This is a genomic window from Negativibacillus massiliensis (assembly GCF_900148495.1).
Taxonomy (GTDB): Bacteria; Bacillota; Clostridia; order Oscillospirales; family Ruminococcaceae; genus Negativibacillus; species Negativibacillus massiliensis.
Genome location: NZ_FTRU01000008.1, coordinates 800,878 through 825,838, shown reverse-complemented (window position 1 = coordinate 825,838; position 24,961 = coordinate 800,878). Strand labels below are relative to the sequence as shown.

Genomic DNA, 24,961 nt, shown 5'->3' with positions numbered 1-24,961 from the left:
TATTTAAAGATTTATTCCTACTTTTTACATAATTTAACAGTATAAATTTCCTGCACCGGGAATGTTACTTTAACCAGACCTATCTCCACAAATTCTCCGCTCATTTTCCGAAACTCGTGTAAGATCAATTCACTTGCTTGAAAAAAAGCTTCCTCTTTGTCTTCTCTGGTCAGTGCAACTGTACAATGCGGCACCCATTGATCTGGGCAATAATACTCCCACCCTTGTGTATCAAAACCATTTAAACTGTTATGCAGTTCTCTTTGAAATTGATACATACCACTGGTCATCGTAGGAGAAAGAAAAATTGTTTTGCTGTCATTAAACATACCGACCGAATCAATGGATACCGGCAGTGTTTGATGGTTTTGTGCAAATGATTTCAATTTTTCGATACATAAATTTTCATCGACATCATGAAAACACGCCAAAGTAAGGTGTGGTCGTGTTTTCCACTCTAAAAATTTTGTACTGATTTTCTTTTGTGCAATCATTTCTGCTAATGCAGAAATCTTATTTTGTGTTTCTTCATCGTAATACAATTCAACTGCGTACTGCATACCAATCTCCTTTCAAAACATTTTAAGCTAGAAAAACAGCCAGAGGACATCCATTACACCTATCCTCTGGCTTGTTTTTTGATAAACTTATGGATTATAGCAAAAGATACCGTTATTGTTCGTTTAATGAAATTACATGGCATGGGATCTGTGCCAGACTCAGCATTTCCCGCTCTCTGCTATGACAGCTAAACAGAAGAATCTGCCGCTGTTTGTCCTCCAGCAGGTAGGAGAGCAGCCGCGCAGTGCGCTCATCATCCAGCTGGGTAAAGCTGTCGTCAAAGATGACCGGCACACGGTTTTCTCCACACAGAAGATCCAGCAGTTCCAGACGCATCACCAGATAGATCAGATCGGCACTTCCACTGCTGAGAGAAGAAACATCCACCAGTTTACCGCTCTTCTTGTCCTCCAGACGAACACCCAAAGTCTGGTCGATTACCGCTCTGCTGTAACGGGAATTGGTAATTCGCTCGATCGCTTTGGAAACTCTGGCGTTAAGCTGTGGAGCAAAATCCCGATGCAGCTGACCGCTGAGTGAGAGCAGTTTTTCCTTTGCAAGCGCGATTGCGTCCAGCTCCAACTGATACTTTTTGCATCGGCTGCGCACCTCATCCAATTCTGCCTGAACCTGTCCGGTCGGACGCTGGCTTTCTTCTCTTCCCCTGCGAACACCTTCCAGCTCTGCGGCCTGTTTGCCCAGTTCGGACAGCTTTTCATTGAGTGCTGCAAGCTTTTCTCTGGTTTCCCTGCGGTCGGGTGAGATATCCGATTCCCCTGCTTTCTGGGAACGAACATTCTGCTCAAGCTCCTCAAAGCTGTATCCACCCAGTGTTTCGGTCAAGAGTTCTTTCTGAAGCTTCAGCTCAACACTGACTTCATCCAAACGGCGTTTGCCCTGACGACACTTTTCCAAATCATCCGCAGACTGCGCTCCGGCTGCACGACAGGAATCCACTGCCTGTTGGATAGAGGTATTGATCTGCTCGATCTGATTTTTGCAGTTTTCTTCCTCCTGCATGATTTGCTGCTGCTGTAAATGCAGACGCTGTAAATCGGTGCGGATTCGTTTTGCCTGATTGACCGATTCCCGCAGCGATTTTAAGCGGACTTCGTCGGCAGACTGTACATTCTTTTCTGGCTGAGAATCCTCCGCCCAAACCATTTCCTGTTCTTCCGAAACGGTTTCTGTTTCAGAAGATTCCTGTACGTTATCTTCCTCATTAAGTGGAGCAGCTTTTGCAGTCAGGCGACCAAGGTAGGCGCTGATTTCTGCATCCAGCTGGTTCACACGCTGATTCTTGGAGAGGATTTCTTCCAACAGGAGATTCTCCTGTTCCTCAAACTGCTTGATTTTATAATTATTGATCTGTACCTTGCCAAGCATCTCTTCCAGACAGGCAAGCGGATCAACCTCATGGGAAAGCTGATAATCTTCCAATATATCCTGCTGCATCTGACAGATGCGCTCAAGACTCTCCCCTTTTCTTCCCTTACCGGAAGCTTTGCGCAAAGTCAACAGAAGAATAAGCCCTGTTGCACTGGCAACTATTCCAATCAGGATTGCACCGTATGCTGCCGCTGCCGGAACCATCTCGCCGCCAAATAGCGCCGCTGCCACCCCTGCCAACACAAATACCAGACCGAACACCAGCACGAAAATTCCGGCAGTATTGGATTTTTCCGGCTGTTTTTCCTGCTTCATCTGTTCCAGCCTGCGATATTCCTGCATATCCTCTTCCAGCTTCTGCCCGTCCATTTGGGAGAGCTTGCTGCGGTGGAATGCAACATTAGTCTTTTTGATCTGCAGCTGATACAGCTCATCCCGAAGCTGTTCGAGATTTTTGTGCCGTTCAAACATCAGGTCAAACTGTGAGAGAGTTTCTTCATCTGCTCCTGAAACTTCCAATGTCCGGTAGAGGTTGTTCAGTTCCTGAATCCGGTGGTTGAGCTCTTCCAAAGCTCGTCGATATTTTTCCAGTGTTCGGGTGATCTGTGCCTTTGCACCCAGACGTTTCTGCGCCTGATCGATTATCTCCGGATCAACATCCTGATAGATGCGATATTTTTCCTGTTCCTTCTCGATGCGCTCAATTCGCACCCGAAGATTCTGCGCTTTTAAATAGCGTCCGCCAAGTTCTTTGGCTGCGCTTTCCCGGATCTGTGCTTCCAGTAAGCTCTTTTCCTTTTCCAGTTGCTGGATTTCCCCGCTTAAGCTTTTGCCCTGCTCGCAGAGATTCTGATACTCGGCTTCATTTTTTTCCGCTTCTTCCAGCTCCTCTACAAGCTCCTTTTCCCGAAGACTTTCGATTCCATACGGGGTCTTGCTCTTTTTAGGGCTGCCGATCTGCTCTGCTTTGCTGTCCAGCTGGTGGATTACTGCACTTAATGACAGGCTGGAATCAGCTGTTTTCATCATGGACAGCAGCTTGTCGCTGACCTCCGCAGAAAATCCCGATTCCTGCGCCACACTTGCACAGGTCATCTGCGCGATGTTTGCGGTATTATTGAAAGCAGTTTTGCTCAAACCCAGCAGCTTTTCTCCCACCTGCACCTGACGGGTGACGGTATTGTAGGCAAAATCCAGTGTCAGGTCATCTCCGGTCAGATCATCGTAGACCTTGACCGATTCGCTGTCCTTATCAAAGGTGCGCTCGATGCGCCAGGTTCGTTCCTCGTTGCGGCAGACCAGCACGCCACGGTAGCTTCCACCATCCCACGGCTGGTATTTGTCCCGATGCGGCGTATAGCTGCGGCGTTTGGCTCCCGGCTGGAAAAAGCCGTAAAACATACCGGTCAAAAACGCCTGTATAGTGCTTTTTCCCGCCTCGTTTGGGCCTTCCAGCAGATTCAGTCCTGGCGAAAGCTCGATGGTTCGATCCCGAAACTTTCCGAAGCCGATCAGCTGCATCCGAATAATTTCCAGATTCTGCATTCTATCCCTCCTCCCGTTTTTGTTTGTTGTCCAAACCAGGATTCGATTGCGGTTCTCTCTGGCTTAACAGTGCTTCTAATCCATAATAGAGTGCTTTTTCTTCCAGTTCACGCTCTGCGTCGAGCTTTTCTCCATCCTCTGCGCCCGACTCCCTTCTCAAAAAGCTGCCGATGAAATCACCGATCAGGTTGCCCTGATTTTCCCGGTAGAGAGCATCTATATCGTACTGAGGGCGGGTCTTGTCCTCAATGCTGCAAAAATATTCCTTGTAGCGCAGATCATCCTCGATCTTTTCGATGTTCCAGCGCGCACCCAAAGGATAGTTTCCTTCCAGAGTCACCGTATAGATGTGGTGCGGGTCCTCGCGGATGATAGCGGAAGCAATGCGGTCGGAGATGCTCATTTCGGAGTCGTTTTCCCCAACCTGAACACTGAGCTGACGGTACTCCCGCTGAGAAAACGGTACAAACTGAACACGGCGGCGTTCTCCCTCTACATCAACCATCATAAATCCGTGCTCTCCGCTCTCTCCAAAATCCAGCGGCTCCGGCGAACCGGAATAGTAAACATTCGGCGCCACACACTGCATCTTGTGAATATGTCCCAGTGCCACATAGTCAAATCCTGCCTCCGAAAGCTTCTGGGCATCCAGTGGGAGATAACGGCTTTTTGTGAGTGCATCGGCATGCAGCATCAGGATCTGATACTGACCGGACTGGGTGGATGGTTTTGGAATCTCAATCGGCTCTGGCATTTCCTTCTGATCCCAGCTGTGATAAGTAATGATTGTGCGATAAGCGGAAAGTGCCACCCTGCCGCTTCCGGGAGCTGCGAGATAAAAGCGTTTGCTCCAATCAATCTTCTGATAGGCGCTGTTTTTCGTCTGCGGGTCATGATTACCCGAAATTGCCACAATGACTGCGTGCTCCAGCCGCTCGATCATTGCATTAATGTTGCGCAGTTCCTCCACGCGCAGTTCCTCGCTGTTAAGAAAGTCGCCGCAGCAGAGGATGAAGTCCACCTGATTCTGGTTGGCAAAGTCAATCAGGCGGGAAAATGTATCCAGTAATTCCTGTCTCCGGCGATGGGCAAACTGCTGCCCATAGCGGGAAACAGGAAAAGTTTTTCCCAAATGCAGGTCGCTGATATGCAGAAACCTCATGGTGCTCCTCCTTGCAAAATAGACAAATAAAAAGGTTTACTTATGACAAGTATACCATAAAATTCCTTTCTTTACAAGGAAGCTTCCATCGAATGACAGCGTTTTTTCCTTAAAACGAAATGGTTCTTGTATTGTGACTATAAAACGAACTTTTAAATGCTATCTTGAAAAACATTTTAATTGGGGTTATCTTGTTCCTGGCATCGATGTACAAAACTGAAAGGTACGATAAACATGATACTCCCCATTAAAACACACCTGGAAACGCTTCCTCCTATGGACGTTTTTTATCTGCGAAGAACCGGATGCTATGGAGAAGAAAACACTCTTTTGATGAAACGCTTTCAAAAGTGGATGAAAACCCATCATCTTTATTCGAGCGATGCTGTTATTCTTGCTCTTGCTTTGGACAACCCTGAAACCACACCGCCGGACTCCTGCCGCTACGATGTCTGTTCCCCGCTTTGTAGGGAATTTCTCTGCCTTGCGGATATCCCTTCTGACATGAAAACCCGACAGCTGGCTGGAGGAAGTTATCTTGTTTTTGAGCTGGAACATACTGCTGAGGCGATTCAAGAAGCTTGGGCCAAATTTCCGGAAGAATTAAATCGTCTTGGATATCAGTTAGACCCTTCCCGACCCATTATGGAGCGCTACTTTCGACAGATGGTGGAAAACCATTTGTGTCAGTTGTGTGTTCCGATTTTATAAAGATGCTATACAGAAAAAACAGGAACCGAAATCGGTTCCTGTTTTTGTTTTAAGCCTGATAAATTTTTTCGAGCGATTCAAATGTCCAGTAAACTTTCAGTTTTTGCTTTGGCATTGCTTTTCCGGCAGGAATTACAATCTTTTTACCATTGTGCGTGATAATCAGCGTGATTTTCTCGCGATACAGCGTTTCCATCATGCTTGCCGGCATATAAGTAATATCTTTTGGAACAAACAGACGCATTGTTTTTCCATCCGGCGTTGTGCGCACCTTTGCTTTTGCATCCTGCCAGAAATTATATGCTTCCACCGCTTTTTTATCTGCTGGGTTTGGTTTTTCGGATTCGTAGTTTACTGCGGAGGAAGAGGAACTGGAAGAATTGCTGGAGGTTCCTTTATCTGGATTGGATGGGGTTGGGTCGGGGGTTGGGGTTGGAATGTTGTCGTCGTTGATGACGGTAAAGGAAAGATTAAATGTCAGTTGTTCTATTTCTGTATTGTCTACAGGTTCTCCTATTGGTTCTTTATCATACAAAACGTAGTTACCTGCTTTATCTCCTAACTGAACAGATACTAATTCATATACTCCACTTGGTTCATATTCTGATACCTTCAAAGTCAAAACTGTTGGATTCCTATAATCCTCAGCCCATGCATCAAGCCGTTTCTTTGTTTTTGGGTTTACAAAGGTCGCATCACAATAATCAATACCTGATTCTTCCTCTGTTGCATCAATTGTTACGGTAAGGGTTTCTCCTGCCTTTACTGTATCACTATTCAGTGTAATACCTGTTAATATCGGTGCTGTTACATCTGCAATATACGGCTCAACCTCTGTTTGATTCTCTGTTTCTGTTACCGGTTGCGCTGCAAACACATTAATCGGCATGCTGATTGCCATGGATGCGACTAACAACAACGATAATATCTTTTTGTAGTCCATTCTTTTTTACCTCCTATATTTCACTTTCAACTATTATTATAGTATGTATCCTTTCCAAATGCAATACCTATACTATTATTTATAGTTATATTATCATTATAGTACACTTTTACTACTTATTCAAGTCCTTAAGGACTTGAAGTTTGTGTTCTGACTCGTCTTTTTTCGCTACTCTTTAAAGGGGTGGTTTTATTTTGAACATTGATTACCAAACATTAAGCAAGCGTATCTCCGACCTTCGACGAAAAAAAGGATTAACACAAGAGTCATTAGCAGAAAAAACAGAACTTTCAAGTAACTATATCTCTCATATCGAAAACTCCCGCTCCATCCCCAGTCTGGAAACCTTGATGAAACTTTGCAGCGCGCTGGATATCACACCGGATGAGGTCCTGCTTGGTACAAAACAGGATATGGAAAACTATCTGCAATCAGATATTCAGAAAAAGCTGATTCTTTGCACCCCAAAGGAGCGAAGAATGGTCAGCCGATTCATCGACCTGCTTCTGGAAGAGCGGGAAGAGAAAAACTAAAAATGATCTCTTACGCAAAAAAGAGGCACAGCCGTTTGGCTGTGCCTCTTCTCTATTTTTTCTTAAGCAATAGTTACCTTGTGGAATACCTTTTTGCCTTTTTTGAGGATGATGTGGCCCTCTGCAAAAGCATCCTTGGAAACAGCTGCGTCAAAAGCAGTTACCTTTTCATCATTTACCGAGATACCGCCCTGTTTGATTAATCTCTTTGCTTCTGCCTTGGATGGAGCAAGCTCGGTTTTAACCAGCAGGTCTGCAACCAAAATGCTGCCATCTGCAAAGTCTGCATCGGTGAGCTCGGTTGTTGGCATGTTTTCGGTGTTGCCGCCGGAAACAAACAGAGCCTTGGAAGCATCCAGTGCTTTCTGTGCTTCTTCTGTGCCGTGTACCATTTCGGTAAGTGCAAATGCCAGACGCTCTTTTGCAACGTTGAGCTGTGCGCCTTCCCAGCTTTCCATTGCCTCGATCTCTTCGATCGGGATAAAGGTCAGCATCTTCAGGCACTTGATAACGTCAGCATCATCCACATTTCTCCAGTACTGGAAGAAATCGTATGGGGAAGTTTTCTGTGCATCCAGCCATACTGCGTTGCCTGCGGTCTTGCCCATTTTCTTGCCCTGAGAGTCGGTCAGCAGGGTGATGGTCATTGCGTAAGCGTCTTTGCCCAGTTTGCGGCGGATCAGCTCGGTACCGCCCAGCATGTTGCTCCACTGGTCATCGCCGCCGAACTGCATGTTGCAGCCGTAGTGCTGGAACATGTGGTAGAAGTCGTAGCTCTGCATAATCATGTAGTTAAATTCCAGAAAGCTCAAACCTTTTTCCATACGCTGTTTGTAGCATTCTGCGGTGAGCATACGGTTTACCGAGAAGCATGCACCAACTTCGCGCAGCAGTTCGATGTAGTTGAGGTTCATCAGCCAGTCTGCGTTGTTGAGCATCAGTGCTTTGCCCTCACCGAATTCGATGAAGCGCTCCATCTGGCGTTTGAAGCATTCTGCGTTGTGAGCGATGTCCTCTTTGGTCAGCATCTTTCTCATGTCGGTACGGCCGGATGGGTCACCGATCATGGTGGTACCGCCGCCGATCAGTGCGATTGGACGGTTGCCAGCCATCTGCAGACGTTTCATCAGGGTCAGTGCCATAAAGTGACCAGCGGTCAGGCTGTCTGCGGTACAGTCAAAGCCGATGTAGAAGGTTGCTTTTCCGTTGTTGATCAGTTCCTTGATTTCTTCCTCGTCGGTCACCTGCGCGATCAGACCGCGGCGGACCAGTTCTTCGTAAGTTGTCATTGTTGTTTCCTCCTGTTTTTTCTAATTTGTTTTGGAAATTTTTCTACGGAGGACGTTTTTCCCGAAAATAAGAAAAGCCCTCCGCTTTGATACCGAACAAATCGGCAAAAGCAGAGGGCGAAAAAACGCGTTACCACCTCTATTTACTGTATCCTCACGGATACAGCCTCAGCAGGTACATCCTTGTTGGTCAAGTTATACCCTAATCCCGTAACGGAGATTAACCGACCGCGCCTACTGAAAGATAAAACTCTTTGTTTGGGCGGCAGCTCGGGGAGGTATTCATAAGTCATCGCCACGCTTCCTTGCACCAACCGGAAGCTCTCTGTGAGGCTTTGGAAATACTACTCTTTCCCGTCATCGCCATTGAAAAGGATTATAATACAAAATTTCATCCTTGTCAACCCCAGGCTGAGCCTGGACGCCGTTCGCGTTGTCGGTTTTATCAAAACCGCAAATTCCGTTCTCGCGCAGCTCGCTCATCCTCCGGATTCGCTCGTCTCAAATAAGCCCGGAGAATTACGGCTGAGCCTGGACGCCGTTCGCGTTGTCGGTTTCATCAAAACCGCAAATTCCGTTCTCGCGCAGGTCGCTCATCCTCCGGTTTATCGAAACTAGCGTTTGCGCAGTGTTGCTCCAAGTCCAGCCAGTGCCGCCGCTGCTGCAATCATGGCAATTACTGCGCCGCTGCCCTCGCCGGTGCTCGGGTTTGGCTTAGCCGTATCAACTGCTTCTGTCTCTGCTGGCTGGGTTGGGGTGGTCGGCTCGTCTGCAGGCTGCTGGGCTGCTGGGGATTCTTCCTGTGCCGCTGGCGTTTGCTGTTCGGTCAGAACATAGTTGCCCAGCTGTTTCAAGGTCCAAACAGCCTGATATTTTGTCGGTGCGGATTCTGCATATACCGTCACCTCGTCGCCGTCCTGATTGTAGAAGGTGACGTTTACACCGTTTTCGCGGATTGCCTGGATGACATCGCTCGGAATTTCCTTATGGATTCCAATATAGATGCGCAGCGAGTCGCCCTCATCTGCCTTTTTGATCTTGTTGATGGTTCTGTTCCAGAAATCGCGGGTCGCCTGCTCGTAGCTTGTCTGTGCATCTTCCACGTCAGGATAGGTGCTTTCGCCTGTGCTGCCCCCGCTGGTTGTGCCGGTGGATGGAACTTCCGGTTTTGTCGGCACGCTTGCTTTCTGTACGGTAAGGCTGGCAGAGATAGTCGCGGTTGCATTGTTGGATGCAGTAACATCGATGTTCTCACTGTATGTTCCCGCAGTCAGTCCAGCCTTTGGCTGTACGGTAAAGGTGGCAGTACCATTCGCCGGCAGGGTAAATGTGGAGAGATTGCTCACCTCAAAATGTTCCGTAGATACAGGTTCATTCAGGGTCAAAGGCTGATTGCCGTTATTGGTGATGGTCACCGTCTGGGAAGCCGGTGTGTAGCCCTCGGTGAGAGTGCCAAAATCTAATTTTAACGGGTCAGCAGTAATGCTGTAAACCGGTGCAACACCGATTGTCAGGGTAAATTCCTTGCTGTCGCTTCCTGCATTATTGGTCGCGGTCACGGTAAATTTGTAGGTACCCGCAGTGGTCGGGGTACCGGTAATTTTACCATCTTCGCTCAGCCTCAACTCCGTAGGCAGATTGCCGCTGGTGACACCCCATTTAATGTTGTTGCCTGTGGCTGTAAGGGCCTGATTGTATGCTGTGTCCACTGTGCCGTCTGACAGGCTATCTGTGGTAATCTTCGGAGTAACTGTACCGCTGCCGCCCACCTCACCGGTCAGCGTACCGTTGTTGATAATGGCGCCAGCATTATTCAGAGCGCTGGTGTTGTTCAGAGTACCGTTGTTGTTCAGGGTGCCGGTGTTGTTCAGGGTGCCATTGTTATTCAAAGTGCCATTGTTATTCAAAGTGCCATTGTTATTCAAAGTGCCATTGTTCGTTAAAGTTGCGTACTGAGGAATAGTTAAGGTCACTCCATTATCGAGCGTCAGGGTTTGACCTTCCCCCACAGTCACCCTAATATTACTAGCCGCAATGTTGAGGTCCTGTGTCAAAGTAAATGTATCTCCGTAGATTTTTCCCTCATTTTGTATTAAAAACAAGCCTTTGCAATTTTCTGCTATGTTGTTAATCTCACCAGTGGAAGAAATCACTGCATGACCGTCTGTGCCAGTGGAAAGAGTTCCAATAAAGTCCCCATGGAGATCCACAAATCCGCCGGAAATAGTAGTGGTCCTAACAGCAATACTATTACCATAATATCCGTTTCCCGAGGCACTTACATAACCATCCGTAATAGTAAGGGAATCGGCGGAGATTCCTGTGTTGCTGCCGATCGCTGTTATCTTGCCGCCGGCAATTGTCAAAGTCGGCGTCCCGTAGTTTGCTTCTTTGATACCAGCATCCGTGCCGTTGGCGGTCAGAGAGCCCATCGTTTCTTTCTCGGTGGACTGCGCATAGATGTACATATTACTGCCTTTTGTTAACAGAATACCTCCGTTCACGGTAAGGTTGCAGCCGTCCTCCAAAATCAGATACACATTGTCGCTGACCGTAACCGGCTGGTCGATGGTGATGTCGCCTTGTGCTACATACCAACCATTTGTCCACTGGGTATCACTATTTGTAACCTGTGTAGCACTGGCAGTGGTTTGTTGTGTTCCATTCTCGTCCAGATAGGTGATATTCTCCACCGTTGCCGCCAGCGGTGCGGCGCGCATCATCAAAGGCGCACCCTTGCAGGCGGTCAAATCCGCTCCCTCTGCCCCACAAACCGGACAGTCAGGGTTGATGTTACCCTCTGTACAGAGGGTAGTACAGGAGCACTGCTCCTGTGCGCTCATCCCGATGGTCATATCGCTGTTCTCCCCGCCGTCAGCCAGTGCGGTCAGACCTGTGGTCAAACCTGTGGTCAGAGCGATGCACACCGCGGTCAGCAGGGCAAAAAATCTTTTTTTCATCTTTTCCTCTCCTTTTCTTCTTATGTCGATTATACGCCTTTTTCTTTTTATTATATCACGCCAAAGTATCAATGACTATCCTTTTGATTATTCTTTTTTAAAAAAATTAAAAAAGTATTATTTCTCCTCATTTTTTCTATCCCTTTCAGGAGAGCGTCCATCCAGCAGTTAAAACGGACAACTTTCCTCACTGCACGAAAAAGAGGACTTCGATTTTCCCGAAGTCCTCTTTTTTCCATCATATTACCATCTTGTATGTTAGATATCATTTCTTGGGTGCTCGCTCATCTGCCAGAAGTGCAGCTCATGCATTGAGCAGGCAAAAAAGATTTCCTTGCAGCGAAGTCTCCGCTCCGGTGTCAGATTCTGACAAACCTTTTTGGTAAACTGAATCCATTCTTCGCACGCCTGTTCATATTCATCACTTGCGTAATCACGAACCAGCTGCCAATAGATGGTATCCTTTACCTGAGGATACTGCTTTAATAAGCGCTTGAAAATCCAGGAGTAGCTGAGCATACATGGCAGACATGCCATCATGCACTCTGCTTCGCCCTCACCCTCTTCTGCTGCGCGCAGCATGGTCTGGGTGTATTCGCGGTTTTCCCTTCTCTGTTCCAGCTTCTGCACCTGTGCATCGTCAAGGCCAAAATGCTGCAAGTAGCGCAGGCGGGTCGCGCCTTCTCCTTCATTGACAAAGGAGAGCAGCGAATAGTAATTGCGGATGGTCTCCATATCCTTTGCCTTGAGCATACCAAGCGCAAATACTTTGGCATATTCCCGCAGGTACAGGCTGTCATCCACCATATAACCTTTCAGGCAGTCCTCCGACAAAGTACCCTTTCCCATCTGCTGCAAAAAATCGCTGTCAAGACACTGCTGCCAAATCGGCAGATTTTCCTGCATCAGCTCTTCCCAAAAGAGTTCCACATCATTCATCGACAAACTCCCCTTTCAGTGCGTACAGATGGTTCATCGGGCCCTGACCTTTTCCAAGATCGAGCATTGCTGCAAGTGCTCCGGACAGATATTCCTTTGCCCGCTGCACCGAGCGTTCCAGCGTCATTCCTTTTGCAAGGTTCGAAGCAATCGCGCTGGAGAGGGTGCATCCGGTGCCGTGGGTGTTCGGATTGTTGATTCGTTTTCCATAAAACCACCGGCCGCCGCCGTTCTCCCAAAGAAGATCATCGGCATCGTTGATATTGTGTCCGCCCTTGCACAAAACCGCACAGCCATACTTTTCGCTGATCTGTTTTGCTGCTGCTTCCATATCCGCCGAACCGGAAATAGAAACTCCGGACAGGACCTCCGCCTCTGGAATATTCGGGGTCAGCACAGTGGCAATCGGAAGCAGGTTCTGTTTGAGCGCTTCCACCGCATCCTCAGCGATCAATCGAGACCCGCTGGTTGCAACCATGACCGGGTCCACCACGATATTTTTCGCGTGGTACTGCTTTAACTTCTGCGCAATCACCTCGATGAGCGCTGCAGAGGATACCATGCCGATCTTAACTGCATCCGGATAAATGTCTGTAAAGATGCAGTCAAGCTGGTTTGCCAAAAAATCCGGGTCAGACTCCAAAATTCCATAAACGCCGGTGGTGTTCTGAGCCGTCAAGGCTGTAATCGCGCTCATGGCATAGATTCCATGCGCGGACATGGTCTTGATATCGGCCTGAATTCCGGCGCCTCCGCTGGAATCGCTTCCAGCGATCGTCAATGCTGTTTTCATAAAAAAGACTCCTCTCAGTTTTGCATTGAAGTTTTATAGCGCGACAAAAGGTGGTGCCCCCAATCTGCCGCGTAGATTTTATATCATCTGTTCTAACTGGTTTAAAAACACTGGGTCATCCAGACTTGGAAGGTAGAAGTCGCACACTGCGCGCATCTTCTGCTCGTCCGCTGCCGAAGAAGGGTCAAATACTCCCACGACCACAAAGCCTGCCTTTTTTGCTGTCTGCGCCGCATGCAGCGCATCCTCAAACACAAGGGTCTGTTCCGGAGCAGTTCCCATTCTTTCTGCTGCCTGATAGTAGATTTGCGGACTGCTTTTGGAGCCGCACTGCATACAGCTGAGCACAAACTGGAAACATTCCCATTGACCCAGCCGCTTCATTGCCTGCTCTGCCTGAGAGACCTCGCTTGCTGTTGCAATCGAGCAGGGAATTTTGTTTGAATGCAAAAACTCAAGCAACACATCTGCCCCTTTTTTGAGCGGTACAACGCTGCTGTACTCCTCATCGACCAGCTCATTTACCCGGTTTAATACCTCTTCCCGGGTACAGGGAAGCAAAAAGGTTTTGATCATGTAGTCCGCAGCTTCCTGCTTGTCCATCGCTGCAAGCTGGTAAGCCAGATCATCTGTCGGCTCTGCTCCAAAGGAGCGAACCACCTTCCCCGGAAGCACGTCCCAGATCTTCATGGAATCGACAAGGGTTCCATCCAGGTCAAAGATTGCCCCTGTGATTTTCATCGTTCCACCATTTCCTTTGCCAGAGCATGCAGCGTACTTGCTGCATTTTGAATATCCGGCTGGGCATAAATAGCCGAAACCACTGCTATTCCGCAGATTCCACTGCCTGCAAGCTGCATGACGTTGTGCTGTCCGATTCCGCCGATTGCAACGACCGGAATGCTGACAGTGCGGCAGATTTCTCCCAGCGTCTGGATGCTGACGGCATCGGCATCATCCTTGGTTCCGGTCGGGAATACCGCACCTACTCCAAGATAATCTGCTCCTGCCTGCTGAGCAAGCAGTGCCTGTTCTACCGTCTGTGCCGAAACACCCAGAATGCGGTTTGGACCGATCTTTTTGCGGACCTCCCCTGCTTCCATATCGTGCTGTCCAACATGGACTCCATCTGCATCAACTTCGACAGCCAAGTCCACATCATCGTTAATCAAAAATGGAACCTGATATTTGCGGCACAGTTCCTTGATTTCTTTTGCTTCTTTGAGAAAATGCTCATGATCCAGATGTTTTTCCCGCAGCTGAATCATGGTTGCTCCGCCTTTGAGCGATTCCTCCACCTGCCAGCTCAGTGTTTTGTCCCCAAGCCATGCCCGGTCGGTCACCGCATACAGCAGCAGATCCTTTTTATCGCAGTTCATATTTTGCACCTCGGTTCAGGGTTTCTGCGTCCATCTGATAGATTGCATCAATGATGCGGTTGCGGTAGGTTGAGTTGCCATCAGTCGGTGCCATATTGCTCCAGCCGATCTCACCTGCAAGACCCATAGAAGAAACTGCAGCAGCGGCAGCTTCCAGCTCATTTCCCGGGTTTGCGGTCAGATATGCGGTGAGCAATCCGGAAAGCTGGCATCCGGTTCCGGTGATACGGCCCATTTCCGGACGGCCATTGCGGATGACATAGCAGTGGTTCTCATCTGCAACCAGGTCAATGGCTCCGGTGATAGCAACGATGGTATGATAACGGGCAGCGGCAGCTTTTGCAAAAGCAACTGCCTCGTTTAAATTTTCTTCGGTAACGGCGTCCGCTACGTCTGCATCCACACCTTTTGTCGAACCGCTTCCAGCTACCAGAGCTTTGATCTCTGAAATATTGCCGCGGATCACAGTAAAGTGGATCTGGTCTGCAAGGTCACGGGCAGTTTTGGTACGGAGGGTACTTGCTCCTGCGCCGACTGGGTCGAGCAGAATCGGATGATTTAAGCTTTCTGCCTTCTTTCCTGCTGCAAACATCGCAGGAATAGTGCGCTGGTTGAGGGTACCGATGTTGATATTCAGTCCGCCGCAGATAGAAGTGATTTCCTCCACTTCTTCGATATCATCCGACATAATCGGGCTTCCGCCGCAGGCAAGAAGGATATTTGCTACATCATTTACAGTAACATAATTTGTAATATTGTGAATCAGCGGTGTCCTTGTGCGGACATTTTCCAGACATTCTCCAAACATTTTGTTTTCCTCCAAACAAATAAAAAATCCACGGAACCTCTCCTTGCAGGGAAAGAAACATTCCGTGGAATTGTGAAAACCAATGCTAATCTCCCTACGTTGGCATTACCCAAATCAGGTCACAGGTCGAAGCGCACAGCTTCCTCTCAGCCCGTTTGCGAGCTCCCTTTTTTTATGCTGGATGATCCGTTTGACTTTATTATACGCTAAAATGAAAATTTTGCAAGATTTTTTTGCAGGATATTGGAAATTTAGTCAGCTTTCTTCTGTTCCTGCTCTTCCCCCGATGCTAATGCAAGCATCTCTTCGGCATTTTTGATTGCAGTATCAGTCAGGTTATCGCCGGAAATCATCCTTGCGATCTCCTTCACACGCTGGCCTTCGTCCAGAAAATCAATGTGGGTGTAGGTTCTTCCGTTCTGCTCCTGTTTGTGGATGAGCAGATGGTGGTCTGCAAACACCGCCACCTGTGCCAGATGGGTAACACAGATTACCTGTCGATTGCCGGACACTTCCTTGAGCTTGAGTCCGATCTTCTGTGCTGCCTTGCCGCTGACACCGGTATCGATCTCGTCAAAGATTGCTGTTCCAATCTGGTCTTTTTCGGCAAGTACATTCTTAATCGAGAGCATGACACGCGAGAGCTCACCGCCTGATGCAATCTTTGCAAGCGGTTTTGGTTCTTCGCCGACGTTTGAGCTGATCAAAAATTCCAGCTCATCCTGTCCGTCCGGCTTCCAGCCGCTCCTGCCCGCAGTGATGCTCAAGCGAACTGAGGGCATGTTGAGAAATTCCAGTTCTCGCTTTACCCGGGACAAAAATTCCTTCGCCGTGCGGTGGCGCTGTGCGGTGAGGTTGTCTGCCGCTTCCTGTACCAGCGGTTTTAAGCGCAGATATTCTGCCTGAAGCTGCTCTGCCTTTTCTTCCGAAAGGGTCAGCTGGTCAAGCTGTACTTTGATTTTCTCCAGATACTGCAAAATCTCTTCGATAGAGTTTCCGTATTTTCTCTTGAGCTTGTAGATCAGATCCAGACGTTCCTCGATCATGTCAAGTTCCTGCGGCTGATAATCCACCGAATCAAGATAGCTGCCCAGATCGCCGCTGCAATCGGAAATCTCGTAGCTGATTTCCTCCATCTTTAAGGCAAGGTCTTCCATCTGTGGAAGAAAATGGGAAAGCTTGCTTAAATTTCCGGTCAGCTCTTCAAACAGCTGCACAATGCCCGCTGTTTCTTCTTCCCCGTCCAAGAGTTGCTTGGAGCTGCTGAGCAGATGGATAATCTTCTCGGCGTTTGCAATCTGGTCCCGGCGTAAGGTCAGTTCCTCTTCTTCACCGGGCTTTAGCTGTGCCGACTCGATCTCCCGAATCTGATAGGTAAGCAGGTCGACCAGATGCTCCTTTTCGCGATCCTTGCGGTTAATCTGCTCCAAACGATGTTTGACATCCAAGATTTCTTCATAGAGGACACGATATTTTTGCAGATATCCCTGCAAAGAACCAAACTCGTCGATATAGCTGATGTGACTCTCCGGGTCAAGCAAGCGATGGTTGTCCTTCTGTCCATGAATATCGATCAGCAGAGAGGCAATCTCCCGCAAAATCTGCACCGTAGCAGGGCGACCATTTACCTTGCAGACATTTTTGGCTCCCAGCTCTCGGGAGATAAGCAGGGTGTCATCTTTGGACTCAAAGCCCATCTCCTCGATTTTTTCGCGGACCTGCTGCGGAAGTTTGGTAAACAGCGCAGAAAGATAGGCGCTGTCTTCGCCGCTGCGGATAATATCCTTGGTCAGACGTGCGCCTAATACGCCGTTGATTGCCGAAACCAGAATCGTTTTGCCCGCGCCCGTTTCACCGGTAAATACATTAAATCGCGGGCCAAAATCGATTACTGCCTCGGAGATCACAGCGATGTTTTTAATATATAACTGCGATAACATGGCAAAAACCCCTGTTATTTCGCTGCCAGTTTGTTGAGCTCATCAGTGATGCCCTGCGCAAAGGTTTCATCCTTCATTACAAGCAGGATGGTGTCATCACCAGCAATTGTTCCGACCAGACCTTTCCAGTGGATGGAGTCCAGCGCCGCACAGGCAGCATTTGCCATACCGGTATAACATTTTACCACAACCAGATTCTGCGCATAGTCTACGCTGTGAACTGCTTCAGAAAAAATAGCATGAAACTTAAACGAAAGGTCGTTTTTAGTGTTTTTATCTGCATGAGTGGTGTAATGGTAGGTTCCATCCGATGCAAGTGTTTTGATCAGGCGAAGTTCCTTGATATCGCGGGAAACGGTTGCCTGGGTAACACTGAATCCTTCCTGATTCAGTCGGTCCTGGAGTTCTTCCTGTGTATTGATATTCGATTCAGAAATCAGTTCCAGAATTTTTGCGTGACGTTTTAATTTCATCTGTTATCCTCTCCCTAAAATCTTCTTGTTTAATTTTTCATAATAGCTTTTTGAGCCAAAGCTGATAAATTTCACATACTGTTCGTCTTTGGAAACGATAATCGCATCTTCGGAATCGATGCGGATACGCTCTTCTCCATCCACCGACATGTACAAAATCTCGGAATTGTTGATATGTTTGCCTGTTACGGTAAACACCTCATCCGGTGCATACAGAATCGAACGAGAAAACAGTGAATGCGGACAGATCGGTGTGATGGAAATACTTTCGATGGAGGAATAAACGATCGGACCGCCGGCACTGAGTGCGTAAGCAGTGGAACCGGTTGGGGTAGAAAAAATCAGTCCATCTGCACGATAGGAATTGACAAAACCGTTTTTCATCTCGACGTTGATGTCGACCATACGGTCCTGCTCTCCGCGGGAAATCACGATATCGTTGAGAGCGGAAAATTCCTGAATTCCTTCCGGCTTTTTGACGATCGCATGCAGCATCATGCGGGGCTGGATGGTATATTCTCCAGATACGACCTCTTCCAGCTGGTCAAGCGAGGTATGCTCCATCTCGGTCAAAAATCCCAGTCTTCCGGCATTGATGCCGAGTACCGGACAATCCAGCTGTACAGCGCGTCTTGCACTGTGGATCAGGGTTCCGTCGCCGCCGACCGAAATCACCAGATCAATTTTGGGGTCTGCATTTCCTTTTTCCAGAGACTGAATGGAATAGCTTTCCACCGGCATCTGAGAAAACTGCTCTATTTTATCCTCAAACAAATAACATTTGCAGCCATAGCCGCTCAACCGCCCGATGACCTCACAGGTACATTCAAAGGCGTTTTTCTTGCCCAAATTGGGAATCAGCAGGATATTCATTGTTCTAACACCCTCCGCCTGCCTATAAACTCTGGTGCGCCTGCGCTACCACCTCAGAGATAATTTCCGGCAATTTCTCTTCTGCCAGATTTTCTTCCGATTCCTGAGTTTCATTCTCCGGTTTTTTCAGGAAAAGAAGATACTCGATATTACCTTCCGGACCCTTGATTGGAGAAAAATCCAAGCCCATCCGCAAAAATCCAAGTTCTTTTGCACATGCTGCGACCTTTTGGATAACCTCTTTGTGGATCTGCGGTTCGCGAACGACCCCTTTTTTGCCCACCTTATCCTTGCCTGCCTCAAACTGTGGTTTTACCAGACACACCATCTGTGCACCCGGACGAAGCAGCCGGTAAGCAACTGGAAGTACCAGTGTCAGCGAAATAAACGATACATCCACCGAGATAAAATCGATTGGATCAGGAATCTGTTCTTCGGTGACATAGCGGATGTTGGTGCGCTCCAGATTGACCACACGCTCATCGGTGCGCAAAGACCACGCCAGCTGGCCGTAACCTACATCCACCGAGTAGACCTTCTTGGCTCCGTTTTGCAGCATGCAGTCGGTAAATCCACCAGTCGATGCGCCGATATCAATGCAGATGCAGTCATTTAAGGCGATTGGGAACACCTGCATTGCCTTTTCCAGCTTCTTTCCGCCGCGGCTGACATAACGCAGTGTTTCACCGCGCACTTCAATTTTGTCGTCATCCTTGACCTGAGCACCCGCTTTATCCGATTTCTGTCCGTTTACATAAACAAGACCTTCCATAATGACAACTTTGGCCTTTTCGCGGCTTGCAATAAGTCCTCTTTCAACCAAAGCAACGTCTAACCGCTGTTTCACACTATTCCTCCCAAAATGTTCCGGCAAAATACCTTTGCCGGCATTTCCCTTTTTCTCTCTATATTTATTCTTTTATCTTCTGTTCATAAAACCGAACGATGCTTTTTGCATCCAGACCGCTCAATTCGATTGCTCTGGCAACTGTTGCCTGGCTGACAAAACAGTCATCGATTGCAAGCAGCTGGTATCTTCCCTGATATCCCTGCTCCAGCAGCTTTTCGCCCAAAATCTGGCCGATTCCGCCGTTCTTCATTCCCTCCTCAACAAAAAGGATCTGTTTTGCATCCTTTATCTGAGCAAGTACCTCTTCACAAAACGGAAGAATTCGGTTTATCTTTAAAACAGATACTTCTGTCCCATTCTCCGCAAGCATCTGTGCTGCTTTGCAAACCTCAGACGCAATGCGCCCATAGGTAACCAATACCGTTTCTTTTCCTGGATGGATCATCGACCAATCTTTGTTCGGATCAAATCCTTCCGGAAGCGATACCTCTCCACCGCGTGGATAACGCACACAGCAGACACCAGTATGTGCATACAGGCTCTGTTCCAGTGCCCAGCGCATCTCGGCATAGGTTGCCGGAGAATAAACGGTGATCTTCGGGATATTGGACAGCATTGCCACATCAAACAGTCCCTGATGTGTCTCACCATCATTTCCAACAATGCCTGCACGGTCAATTCCAATTACCACATGCTGTTCTTCAATCGAAAGGTCATGGATAATCTCGTCATAGCACCGCTGCAAAAAGGAAGAATAAACCGCAAACACCGGCAGCATTCCGTTTGCAGCCAGTCCACCTGCGAAAGTAACCGCATGCGGTTCCGCGATTCCAACATCGTAAAAGCGGCCTTCCTCCTTAAAAGCATGCGAAAAGTAATTGAGTCCGGTTCCATATTTCATTGCTGCCGTGATGGCACAGATTCTGCTGTCCTTCTTCGCAAGCTCGGTCAGATGCAGACCAAACTCGTTGGAGAAATTCGTTCCTCCCGACACAAAGGATTTACCGGTGTCGATATCAAATCCGGAAGTTCCGTGGTATTCTCCCGGATTTTCTTCCGCAAAGCTGTATCCCTTACCCTTCTGTGTTTCCACATGAAGAAAAACAGGACGATGCAATTCTTTTGCACGGGTCAGAACATCACACAGCGTTTCCAGATTGTGTCCGTCCACCGGGCCAAGATAATAAAACCCCATATCCTCAAACCAGTTGCTTCCATAGACAACCGTTTTGAGCATATTTTTGGTTTTCAGCATCATGCGGGCAATCGGTTTTCCCACCAACGGAACATGATTAAACACCGATTCCACCGTATCCTTGGTCTTAAAGTAGGCAGGACGGGAACGGATTTTAGAAAGATATTTGGAAAAAGAACCCACGTTTTTAGAAATGGACATCTTGTTGTCGTTGAGGATAACAATCAGATTGTCCCGAAAACGTGCTGCGTTGTTTGCTCCTTCAAAAGCAAGCCCGCTGGTAAACGCACCGTCCCCGATGACTGCAATCACATGGTGATTGTCGTGCTGCAAGCTTTTTGCGCGCGCAAGCCCCGATGCCACCGAGATGGATGTGCTGGAATGTCCTGCTACAAAAGCGTCATAGACACTTTCCTTGCGTTTTGGAAAACCGGAAAGTCCGCCTTCCTGCCGCAGGGTGGAAAACTGATCTTTTCTTCCGGTCAGCAATTTGTGCGTATAGCACTGATGCCCTACATCCCAGACAATCTGGTCCTGCGGGCAGTCAAAAACACGGTGAAGTGCAACCGTCAGTTCCACCGTTCCCAGATTCGACGCCAGATGTCCGCCACTTTTTGCTGTGGTCTGGATCAATGTCTGCCGAATTTCTGTACACAGTGGCCCCAGCTCCTCAAAGGAAAGATTTTTCAGATCTTCCGGTGAAGAGATACTATCAAGTATGCTCGACTTCATCTGTCAGATGCTCCTTGTCCTTTTAAAATACCGGCATCAGCATCGCAATCGCAACGCCTAAAACCGCTCCGGCCAACACCTCAGTCGGAGTATGTCCCAAAAGCTCCTTGAGCAGAGCTTTTCCTTCTTCCATTTTGCGAAGTTCTTCCGGATCGTGCTCCATATTTTTGCGGCGGATAAAAAGATTTTTGATATCCCTCTTTTTCTTTGGAGCAAACATTTCCTTAATGTTGTCCGATGTCATCTCGACGATTTTATTTAACACCTTTGCCTGCTCTCCGGCTGCCCTGCGCACACCCATCGCATCATACATAACGATGGCAGCAAAGGCAAGCGAAAGCGCAAATTCCGGTGAATAAAATCCCAGTTTTCTCTCCAATGCAACGGTCAGCGAACAAACCAGTGCTGAGTGCGCACTTGGCATTCCGCCGGCACCCACCATTCTTTCCCAGACGACCTCTTTGGTCAGTACAAAGGTCAACAGCGTCTTGAGAACCTGCGCTGTCAGCCAGGAAAGAAACGCAACATTAATGTAATAGTTGCTGAAAATGATTTTTATTGTTTCCATAAACCCACCTTTGTCTTTTGCGTCCTAGTTTTTTCTGCTCAGGATATAGTCTGCCATGTCATATAAAAACGGCGAGCGCTCCTGCATTCCCATCTGATTCAGGGCATCCTTTGCTTTTTGGATCTCCTCTGCCGCAATGGACATGGCTTTCTCAAGTCCATATACCGAAACATAGGTCGTTTTGTGGTTTTCTGCATCCGAACCGATCGGTTTTCCCAGAACTTCTGCGGAGCTGGTGCAATCTAAAATATCATCGGTAATCTGGAATGCAAGTCCGATCTGTTCTGCATATTTTTTTGCAAGTTCGGTCATCTTGTTGTCTGCTCCGGCTGCAATACATCCCAGCTGTGCCGCCGCAATGATGAGTGCACCGGTCTTTAATCGGTTGGTCTGTTCGATTACCTCGATGCCGACCTCTTTTCCTTCATTCTGAAGGTCCATTCTCTGACCGCCGATCATTCCGTGGTGACCGATAGCCTGTGCCAGAACACCGATTGCAAGTACGGTGCGTTCCGGCGGAATTTTGCTCTGCTGTACCATCACCTCAAAGGCTTTGGTAAGCAGCCCATCCCCTGCAAGCAGAGCATTTGCCTCACCAAATGCAATGTGGCAGGATGGTTTTCCCCGACGCATATCATCGTCATCCATACATGGGAGATCGTCATGAATCAAAGAATAAGCGTGCACCATTTCCAGCGCACAAGCAAAGGGAAGCACGTCCTCTTTGTTGCCGCCAAGCGCCAGACAAAATTCCAGTGCCAGTGCGCAGCGCAGGCGTTTGCCTCCTGCAAGCAGGCTGTACCGCATCGCTTCGGTCACGACATCCTCCGTCTCTTCCGGAAGATACTGCTGCAGTGTATTTTCTGTCAGAACAGCGTACTCAGACAGACGCTGTTTAAAGCTTTCCATCCCCATCTGCTTCTTCCTCCTTTTGTGGTGGGTTTTGCATTGGTGTTTGAAAATTGATCTTTTCTATCTTCAGCTGCGCCGCATCGATTTTTTTCTGGCATGCCGCCAGCAGTTTTGCTGCCTGAGAATACAGCTCAATCGACTCGTCCAGACCGACCTCTCCCTGTTCCAGGGTGCGGGCGATCTCTTCTAAGCGGCGCATGGATTGTTCAAAACTTAATTTTTCTGCCATAAATCTTATTCCTCTAGCAAAGAAACTTTTGTTACCTCAGATTCCAGCATACCATCTGCAAGGCGGATCTGCAAAATATCACCCTGCTGCACCGTTTTGACCGAGGAAAGAATCTCCCCGTCCTTCATGGTAACGCTGTATCCTCCTGCAAGCCGCGCCAATGGGTTCAGGGCATTTAAGCGTGCTGCCTGCATCTTCAAACGTTCCTGTCTTCCTATTATACCATTTTTCCATGCAATTTGAATAGAGTTTGCAAGATATTCCAAATTTTTTGTATACTTTTTAAGCTCACGTTCCGGCTGTCTAAAACACGGTCTGTCCTTTAACATTTCCAGCCGGTGGCTGCACTGCTGTACCCTGCCAAAAGCTGCCGCCGCGATTCGTCCTCTCAAAAGTTCCATGGTATTTTGCAGCTCCTGCTGATCCACGCTTGCAAGTTCTGCTGCTGCAGACGGAGTCGGCGCGCGCAGATCCGCCGCATAATCACACAAGGTAAAGTCCGTTTCATGTCCCACTGCCGAAATGACCGGCGTTTTGCACGCTGCCACCTGCATGACCAGACGTTCATCATTAAAGCACCACAGATCTTCCATCGAGCCACCGCCGCGGCCAATGATGATAACGTCACAGTTTCCCCATTCGTCCAGCGCTTTCAGCGAACGAATCAGCGAAAACGGTGCATCTTCTCCCTGCACCAGTGCGGGAGCAAGCACCAGCTGTGCCATCGGGCAGCGCCGGGAGAGGATATTGATGATATCCTGAAGGGCTGCTCCTGTTTCGGAGGTCACCACACCGATTCGCTGCGCAAAGGATGGAATCGGTTTTTTTCTTGCTTCATCAAATAATCCCTGCATGTTCAGCTTCCGATAAAGCTGCTCAAACGCAACCTGCAAAGCCCCCTTGCCGTCCGGCTGCATGTCATAAACATAGATCTGATAGGTGCCGTCCCGCTCATACAGCGAAACCGAACAGCGCACAATGACTGCCATGCCGTTTTCCGGCTCGAACAGAAGGTCATTTGCATAGTTTGCAAACATTACCGCCTTAACTGCACAGTTTCCCTCCTTGAGGGTAAAATAAAAATGTCCGCTGCGGTAATGATTGGTAAAGTTGGAGATCTCGCCGCGCAGATACAGGTCGCGCAGACGAAAATCCCCATCCAGAATACTTTTTACATAACGATTTAGCTGCGAGACGGTCAACAAACTATCCAACTTTAACACCGTCCCTCACTGCTGCCAGAATCGAAGTGCCAGCGGCATTATCCGCCGAAAACTGTGGTTCTGCAAAAAAACCGCCGAAATCTTCGCTGATCTTCTGGTTGATGAGGGTATTGGACATCACTCCACCCGAAAAGATCAGCGGCAGTCCCGGATACTGTGTTCTTGCGTTGTCCGCCATCTGCCAGACAATTTTGCACACTGAATCAATGCAGAAACGTGCAATATTCTCCTTGCTTTCTCCTTGTTTGAGGAGCTTTTCACATTGATTCTGCAAGCCGGAAACGCAGCAGTTTCCATCTTTAAAGGTAGTTTTGACCGGGAAACGCTTATCTGCATTTAAGGAAAGGGCATCCAACTCTTTTCCTGCCGGAAAAGACAGTCCCAGCATTCCGCCGACGCGATCGATTGCCTGTCCGCACTTTAAGTCCAGCGAATGATAGATGATCTCGGTATCAAACACGGTTTCGTTTCCCGGGCGCACATGAACACACTCGGTCGTTCCTCCCGAAAAATGGAATGCGATGAACTCCTTTCCCACCAAGTCCAGCCGTCCTGCTGAATACAATGCCGCTGCAATGTGTCCGCACTGATGGGAAAATTCATACATTGGTATGCGGTTGACTGAACAGATTGCACTGGCTGCAAGCTTTCCGGTCAAAAAGCACGGCATATAGGAATCCTCCTGATTGCGCGGACGTGCCGATACCCCCACCGCTGCCAGCGAAACAGGGGGTAAATCAAAAAACAGCTCCTCGAGAATCTGCGGGAGCTGTTTTACATGAGCAAACACGGCATCACTTTGCTTAAGTCCCAGGGAGCCTTTCGCAACCGGCAGCAATTTTTTTCGGTGAATCACCTGACCCGTCTGGCTGTCAAAAACCGCCGCAGAGGTTGTGTAATTGCTGGTATCGATTCCCAGATAATATGGCATCTTTTTCACCCTGTCTTTATGTT

The 24,961-nt window shown here is 48.3% G+C and carries 23 protein-coding genes, 1 riboswitch and 1 other annotated feature; of the genes, 2 read left to right on the top strand and 21 right to left on the bottom strand.

Translation table 11 applies throughout. The annotated features are described in order from the left end of the window. Positions 1-17 precede the first annotated feature (17 nt). From BQ5375_RS09865 to BQ5375_RS09855, 3 genes are all read right to left on the bottom strand, one after another. Positions 18-560: a 2'-5' RNA ligase family protein gene (locus BQ5375_RS09865; RefSeq protein ID WP_022132300.1), complete on the bottom strand. Its 543-nt coding sequence runs from the start codon at positions 558-560 to the stop codon at positions 18-20. Positions 561-672: 112 nt separating this feature from the next. After that, positions 673-3,495, bottom strand: coding sequence for an ATP-binding protein (locus BQ5375_RS09860; RefSeq protein ID WP_076917799.1), 2,823 nt, complete (start codon positions 3,493-3,495; stop codon positions 673-675). 1 nt (position 3,496) lies between these two features. Beyond that, positions 3,497-4,657, bottom strand: a complete 1,161-nt coding sequence (locus BQ5375_RS09855; RefSeq protein ID WP_076917798.1) for a metallophosphoesterase family protein — start codon at positions 4,655-4,657, stop codon at positions 3,497-3,499. Between the two features lie 234 nt (positions 4,658-4,891). Here BQ5375_RS09855 and BQ5375_RS09850 point away from each other — a divergent pair, with 234 nt between their 5' ends. After that, positions 4,892-5,368 (top strand): AraC family transcriptional regulator, encoded by a 477-nt coding sequence (locus BQ5375_RS09850; protein ID WP_083687590.1) that lies wholly within the window; start codon positions 4,892-4,894, stop codon positions 5,366-5,368. 49 nt (positions 5,369-5,417) lie between these two features. Here BQ5375_RS09850 and BQ5375_RS09845 read toward each other — a convergent pair whose 3' ends face one another. Further along, entirely contained in the window at positions 5,418-6,311 is an 894-nt protein-coding gene (locus BQ5375_RS09845) for a hypothetical protein (protein WP_022132295.1), read from the bottom strand. Positions 6,312-6,505: 194 nt separating this feature from the next. On the opposite strand from BQ5375_RS09845, the gene BQ5375_RS09840 reads away from it, so the two are divergent. Next, positions 6,506-6,844 carry a helix-turn-helix domain-containing protein gene (locus BQ5375_RS09840; RefSeq protein WP_022132294.1) on the top strand — a complete coding sequence of 113 codons (339 nt, stop codon included), beginning with the start codon at positions 6,506-6,508 and terminating at the stop codon, positions 6,842-6,844. Between the two features lie 62 nt (positions 6,845-6,906). On the opposite strand, the gene tyrS is transcribed toward BQ5375_RS09840, so the two are convergent. The 17 genes from tyrS to BQ5375_RS09750 all read right to left on the bottom strand — a co-directional run bounded on the left by tyrS (position 6,907) and on the right by BQ5375_RS09750 (position 24,938). Continuing rightward, complete coding sequence (tyrS, locus tag BQ5375_RS09835; RefSeq protein ID WP_022132293.1) at positions 6,907-8,133, bottom strand: tyrosine--tRNA ligase; 1,227 nt, start codon at positions 8,131-8,133, stop codon at positions 6,907-6,909. Between the two features lie 110 nt (positions 8,134-8,243). Further along, positions 8,244-8,503, bottom strand: a binding site (T-box leader). Positions 8,504-8,747: 244 nt separating this feature from the next. Continuing rightward, positions 8,748-11,093: a putative Ig domain-containing protein gene (locus BQ5375_RS09825; RefSeq protein WP_076917796.1), complete on the bottom strand. Its 2,346-nt coding sequence runs from the start codon at positions 11,091-11,093 to the stop codon at positions 8,748-8,750. A gap of 258 nt (positions 11,094-11,351) precedes the next feature. Further along, on the bottom strand, positions 11,352-12,032 hold the full coding sequence (tenA, locus tag BQ5375_RS09820; RefSeq protein WP_022132291.1) for a thiaminase II: 681 nt from the start codon (positions 12,030-12,032) through the stop codon (positions 11,352-11,354). Continuing rightward, positions 12,025-12,825, bottom strand: coding sequence for a bifunctional hydroxymethylpyrimidine kinase/phosphomethylpyrimidine kinase (gene thiD, locus BQ5375_RS09815; RefSeq protein WP_022132290.1), 801 nt, complete (start codon positions 12,823-12,825; stop codon positions 12,025-12,027). The genes tenA and thiD overlap by 8 nt, the downstream gene beginning before the upstream one ends. Positions 12,826-12,903: 78 nt before the next feature. Then, positions 12,904-13,566, bottom strand: coding sequence for an HAD family hydrolase (locus BQ5375_RS09810; protein ID WP_022132289.1), 663 nt, complete (start codon positions 13,564-13,566; stop codon positions 12,904-12,906). Continuing rightward, on the bottom strand, positions 13,563-14,204 hold the full coding sequence (thiE, locus tag BQ5375_RS09805; protein ID WP_022132288.1) for a thiamine phosphate synthase: 642 nt from the start codon (positions 14,202-14,204) through the stop codon (positions 13,563-13,565). The genes BQ5375_RS09810 and thiE overlap by 4 nt, the downstream gene beginning before the upstream one ends. Then, complete coding sequence (gene thiM, locus BQ5375_RS09800) at positions 14,191-15,012, bottom strand: hydroxyethylthiazole kinase (RefSeq protein ID WP_022132287.1); 822 nt, start codon at positions 15,010-15,012, stop codon at positions 14,191-14,193. Before thiM ends, thiE begins: the two co-directional genes overlap by 14 nt. A gap of 74 nt (positions 15,013-15,086) precedes the next feature. After that, positions 15,087-15,191, bottom strand: a riboswitch (TPP riboswitch). 72 nt (positions 15,192-15,263) lie between these two features. Further along, on the bottom strand, positions 15,264-16,952 hold the full coding sequence (recN, locus tag BQ5375_RS09795; RefSeq protein WP_076917794.1) for a DNA repair protein RecN: 1,689 nt from the start codon (positions 16,950-16,952) through the stop codon (positions 15,264-15,266). A 14-nt stretch (positions 16,953-16,966) separates the two neighbouring features. Then, positions 16,967-17,425, bottom strand: coding sequence for an arginine repressor (argR, locus tag BQ5375_RS09790; protein ID WP_022132284.1), 459 nt, complete (start codon positions 17,423-17,425; stop codon positions 16,967-16,969). 3 nt (positions 17,426-17,428) lie between these two features. Next, positions 17,429-18,298: an NAD(+)/NADH kinase gene (locus BQ5375_RS09785; RefSeq protein ID WP_022132283.1), complete on the bottom strand. Its 870-nt coding sequence runs from the start codon at positions 18,296-18,298 to the stop codon at positions 17,429-17,431. Positions 18,299-18,320: 22 nt separating this feature from the next. Then, the gene (locus tag BQ5375_RS09780; RefSeq protein WP_022132282.1) at positions 18,321-19,145 is read right to left on the bottom strand and encodes a TlyA family RNA methyltransferase; all 825 of its coding nucleotides are present in this window, start codon (positions 19,143-19,145) and stop codon (positions 18,321-18,323) included. Between the two features lie 64 nt (positions 19,146-19,209). Further along, entirely contained in the window at positions 19,210-21,075 is a 1,866-nt protein-coding gene (gene dxs / locus BQ5375_RS09775) for a 1-deoxy-D-xylulose-5-phosphate synthase (protein ID WP_022132281.1), read from the bottom strand. 22 nt (positions 21,076-21,097) lie between these two features. Then, a complete protein-coding gene (locus BQ5375_RS09770) occupies positions 21,098-21,643 on the bottom strand; it encodes a divergent PAP2 family protein (protein WP_022132280.1) in 546 nt (181 codons plus the stop codon). 24 nt (positions 21,644-21,667) lie between these two features. Beyond that, entirely contained in the window at positions 21,668-22,558 is an 891-nt protein-coding gene (locus BQ5375_RS09765; RefSeq protein ID WP_022132279.1) for a polyprenyl synthetase family protein, read from the bottom strand. Beyond that, positions 22,539-22,784, bottom strand: coding sequence for an exodeoxyribonuclease VII small subunit (gene xseB / locus BQ5375_RS09760; protein WP_022132278.1), 246 nt, complete (start codon positions 22,782-22,784; stop codon positions 22,539-22,541). Before xseB ends, BQ5375_RS09765 begins: the two co-directional genes overlap by 20 nt. A 5-nt stretch (positions 22,785-22,789) precedes the next feature. Beyond that, positions 22,790-24,007, bottom strand: a complete 1,218-nt coding sequence (xseA, locus tag BQ5375_RS09755) for an exodeoxyribonuclease VII large subunit (RefSeq protein ID WP_205409036.1) — start codon at positions 24,005-24,007, stop codon at positions 22,790-22,792. Continuing rightward, complete coding sequence (locus BQ5375_RS09750; RefSeq protein WP_076917792.1) at positions 23,991-24,938, bottom strand: Kae1-like domain-containing protein; 948 nt, start codon at positions 24,936-24,938, stop codon at positions 23,991-23,993. Before BQ5375_RS09750 ends, xseA begins: the two co-directional genes overlap by 17 nt. Positions 24,939-24,961 lie beyond the last annotated feature (23 nt).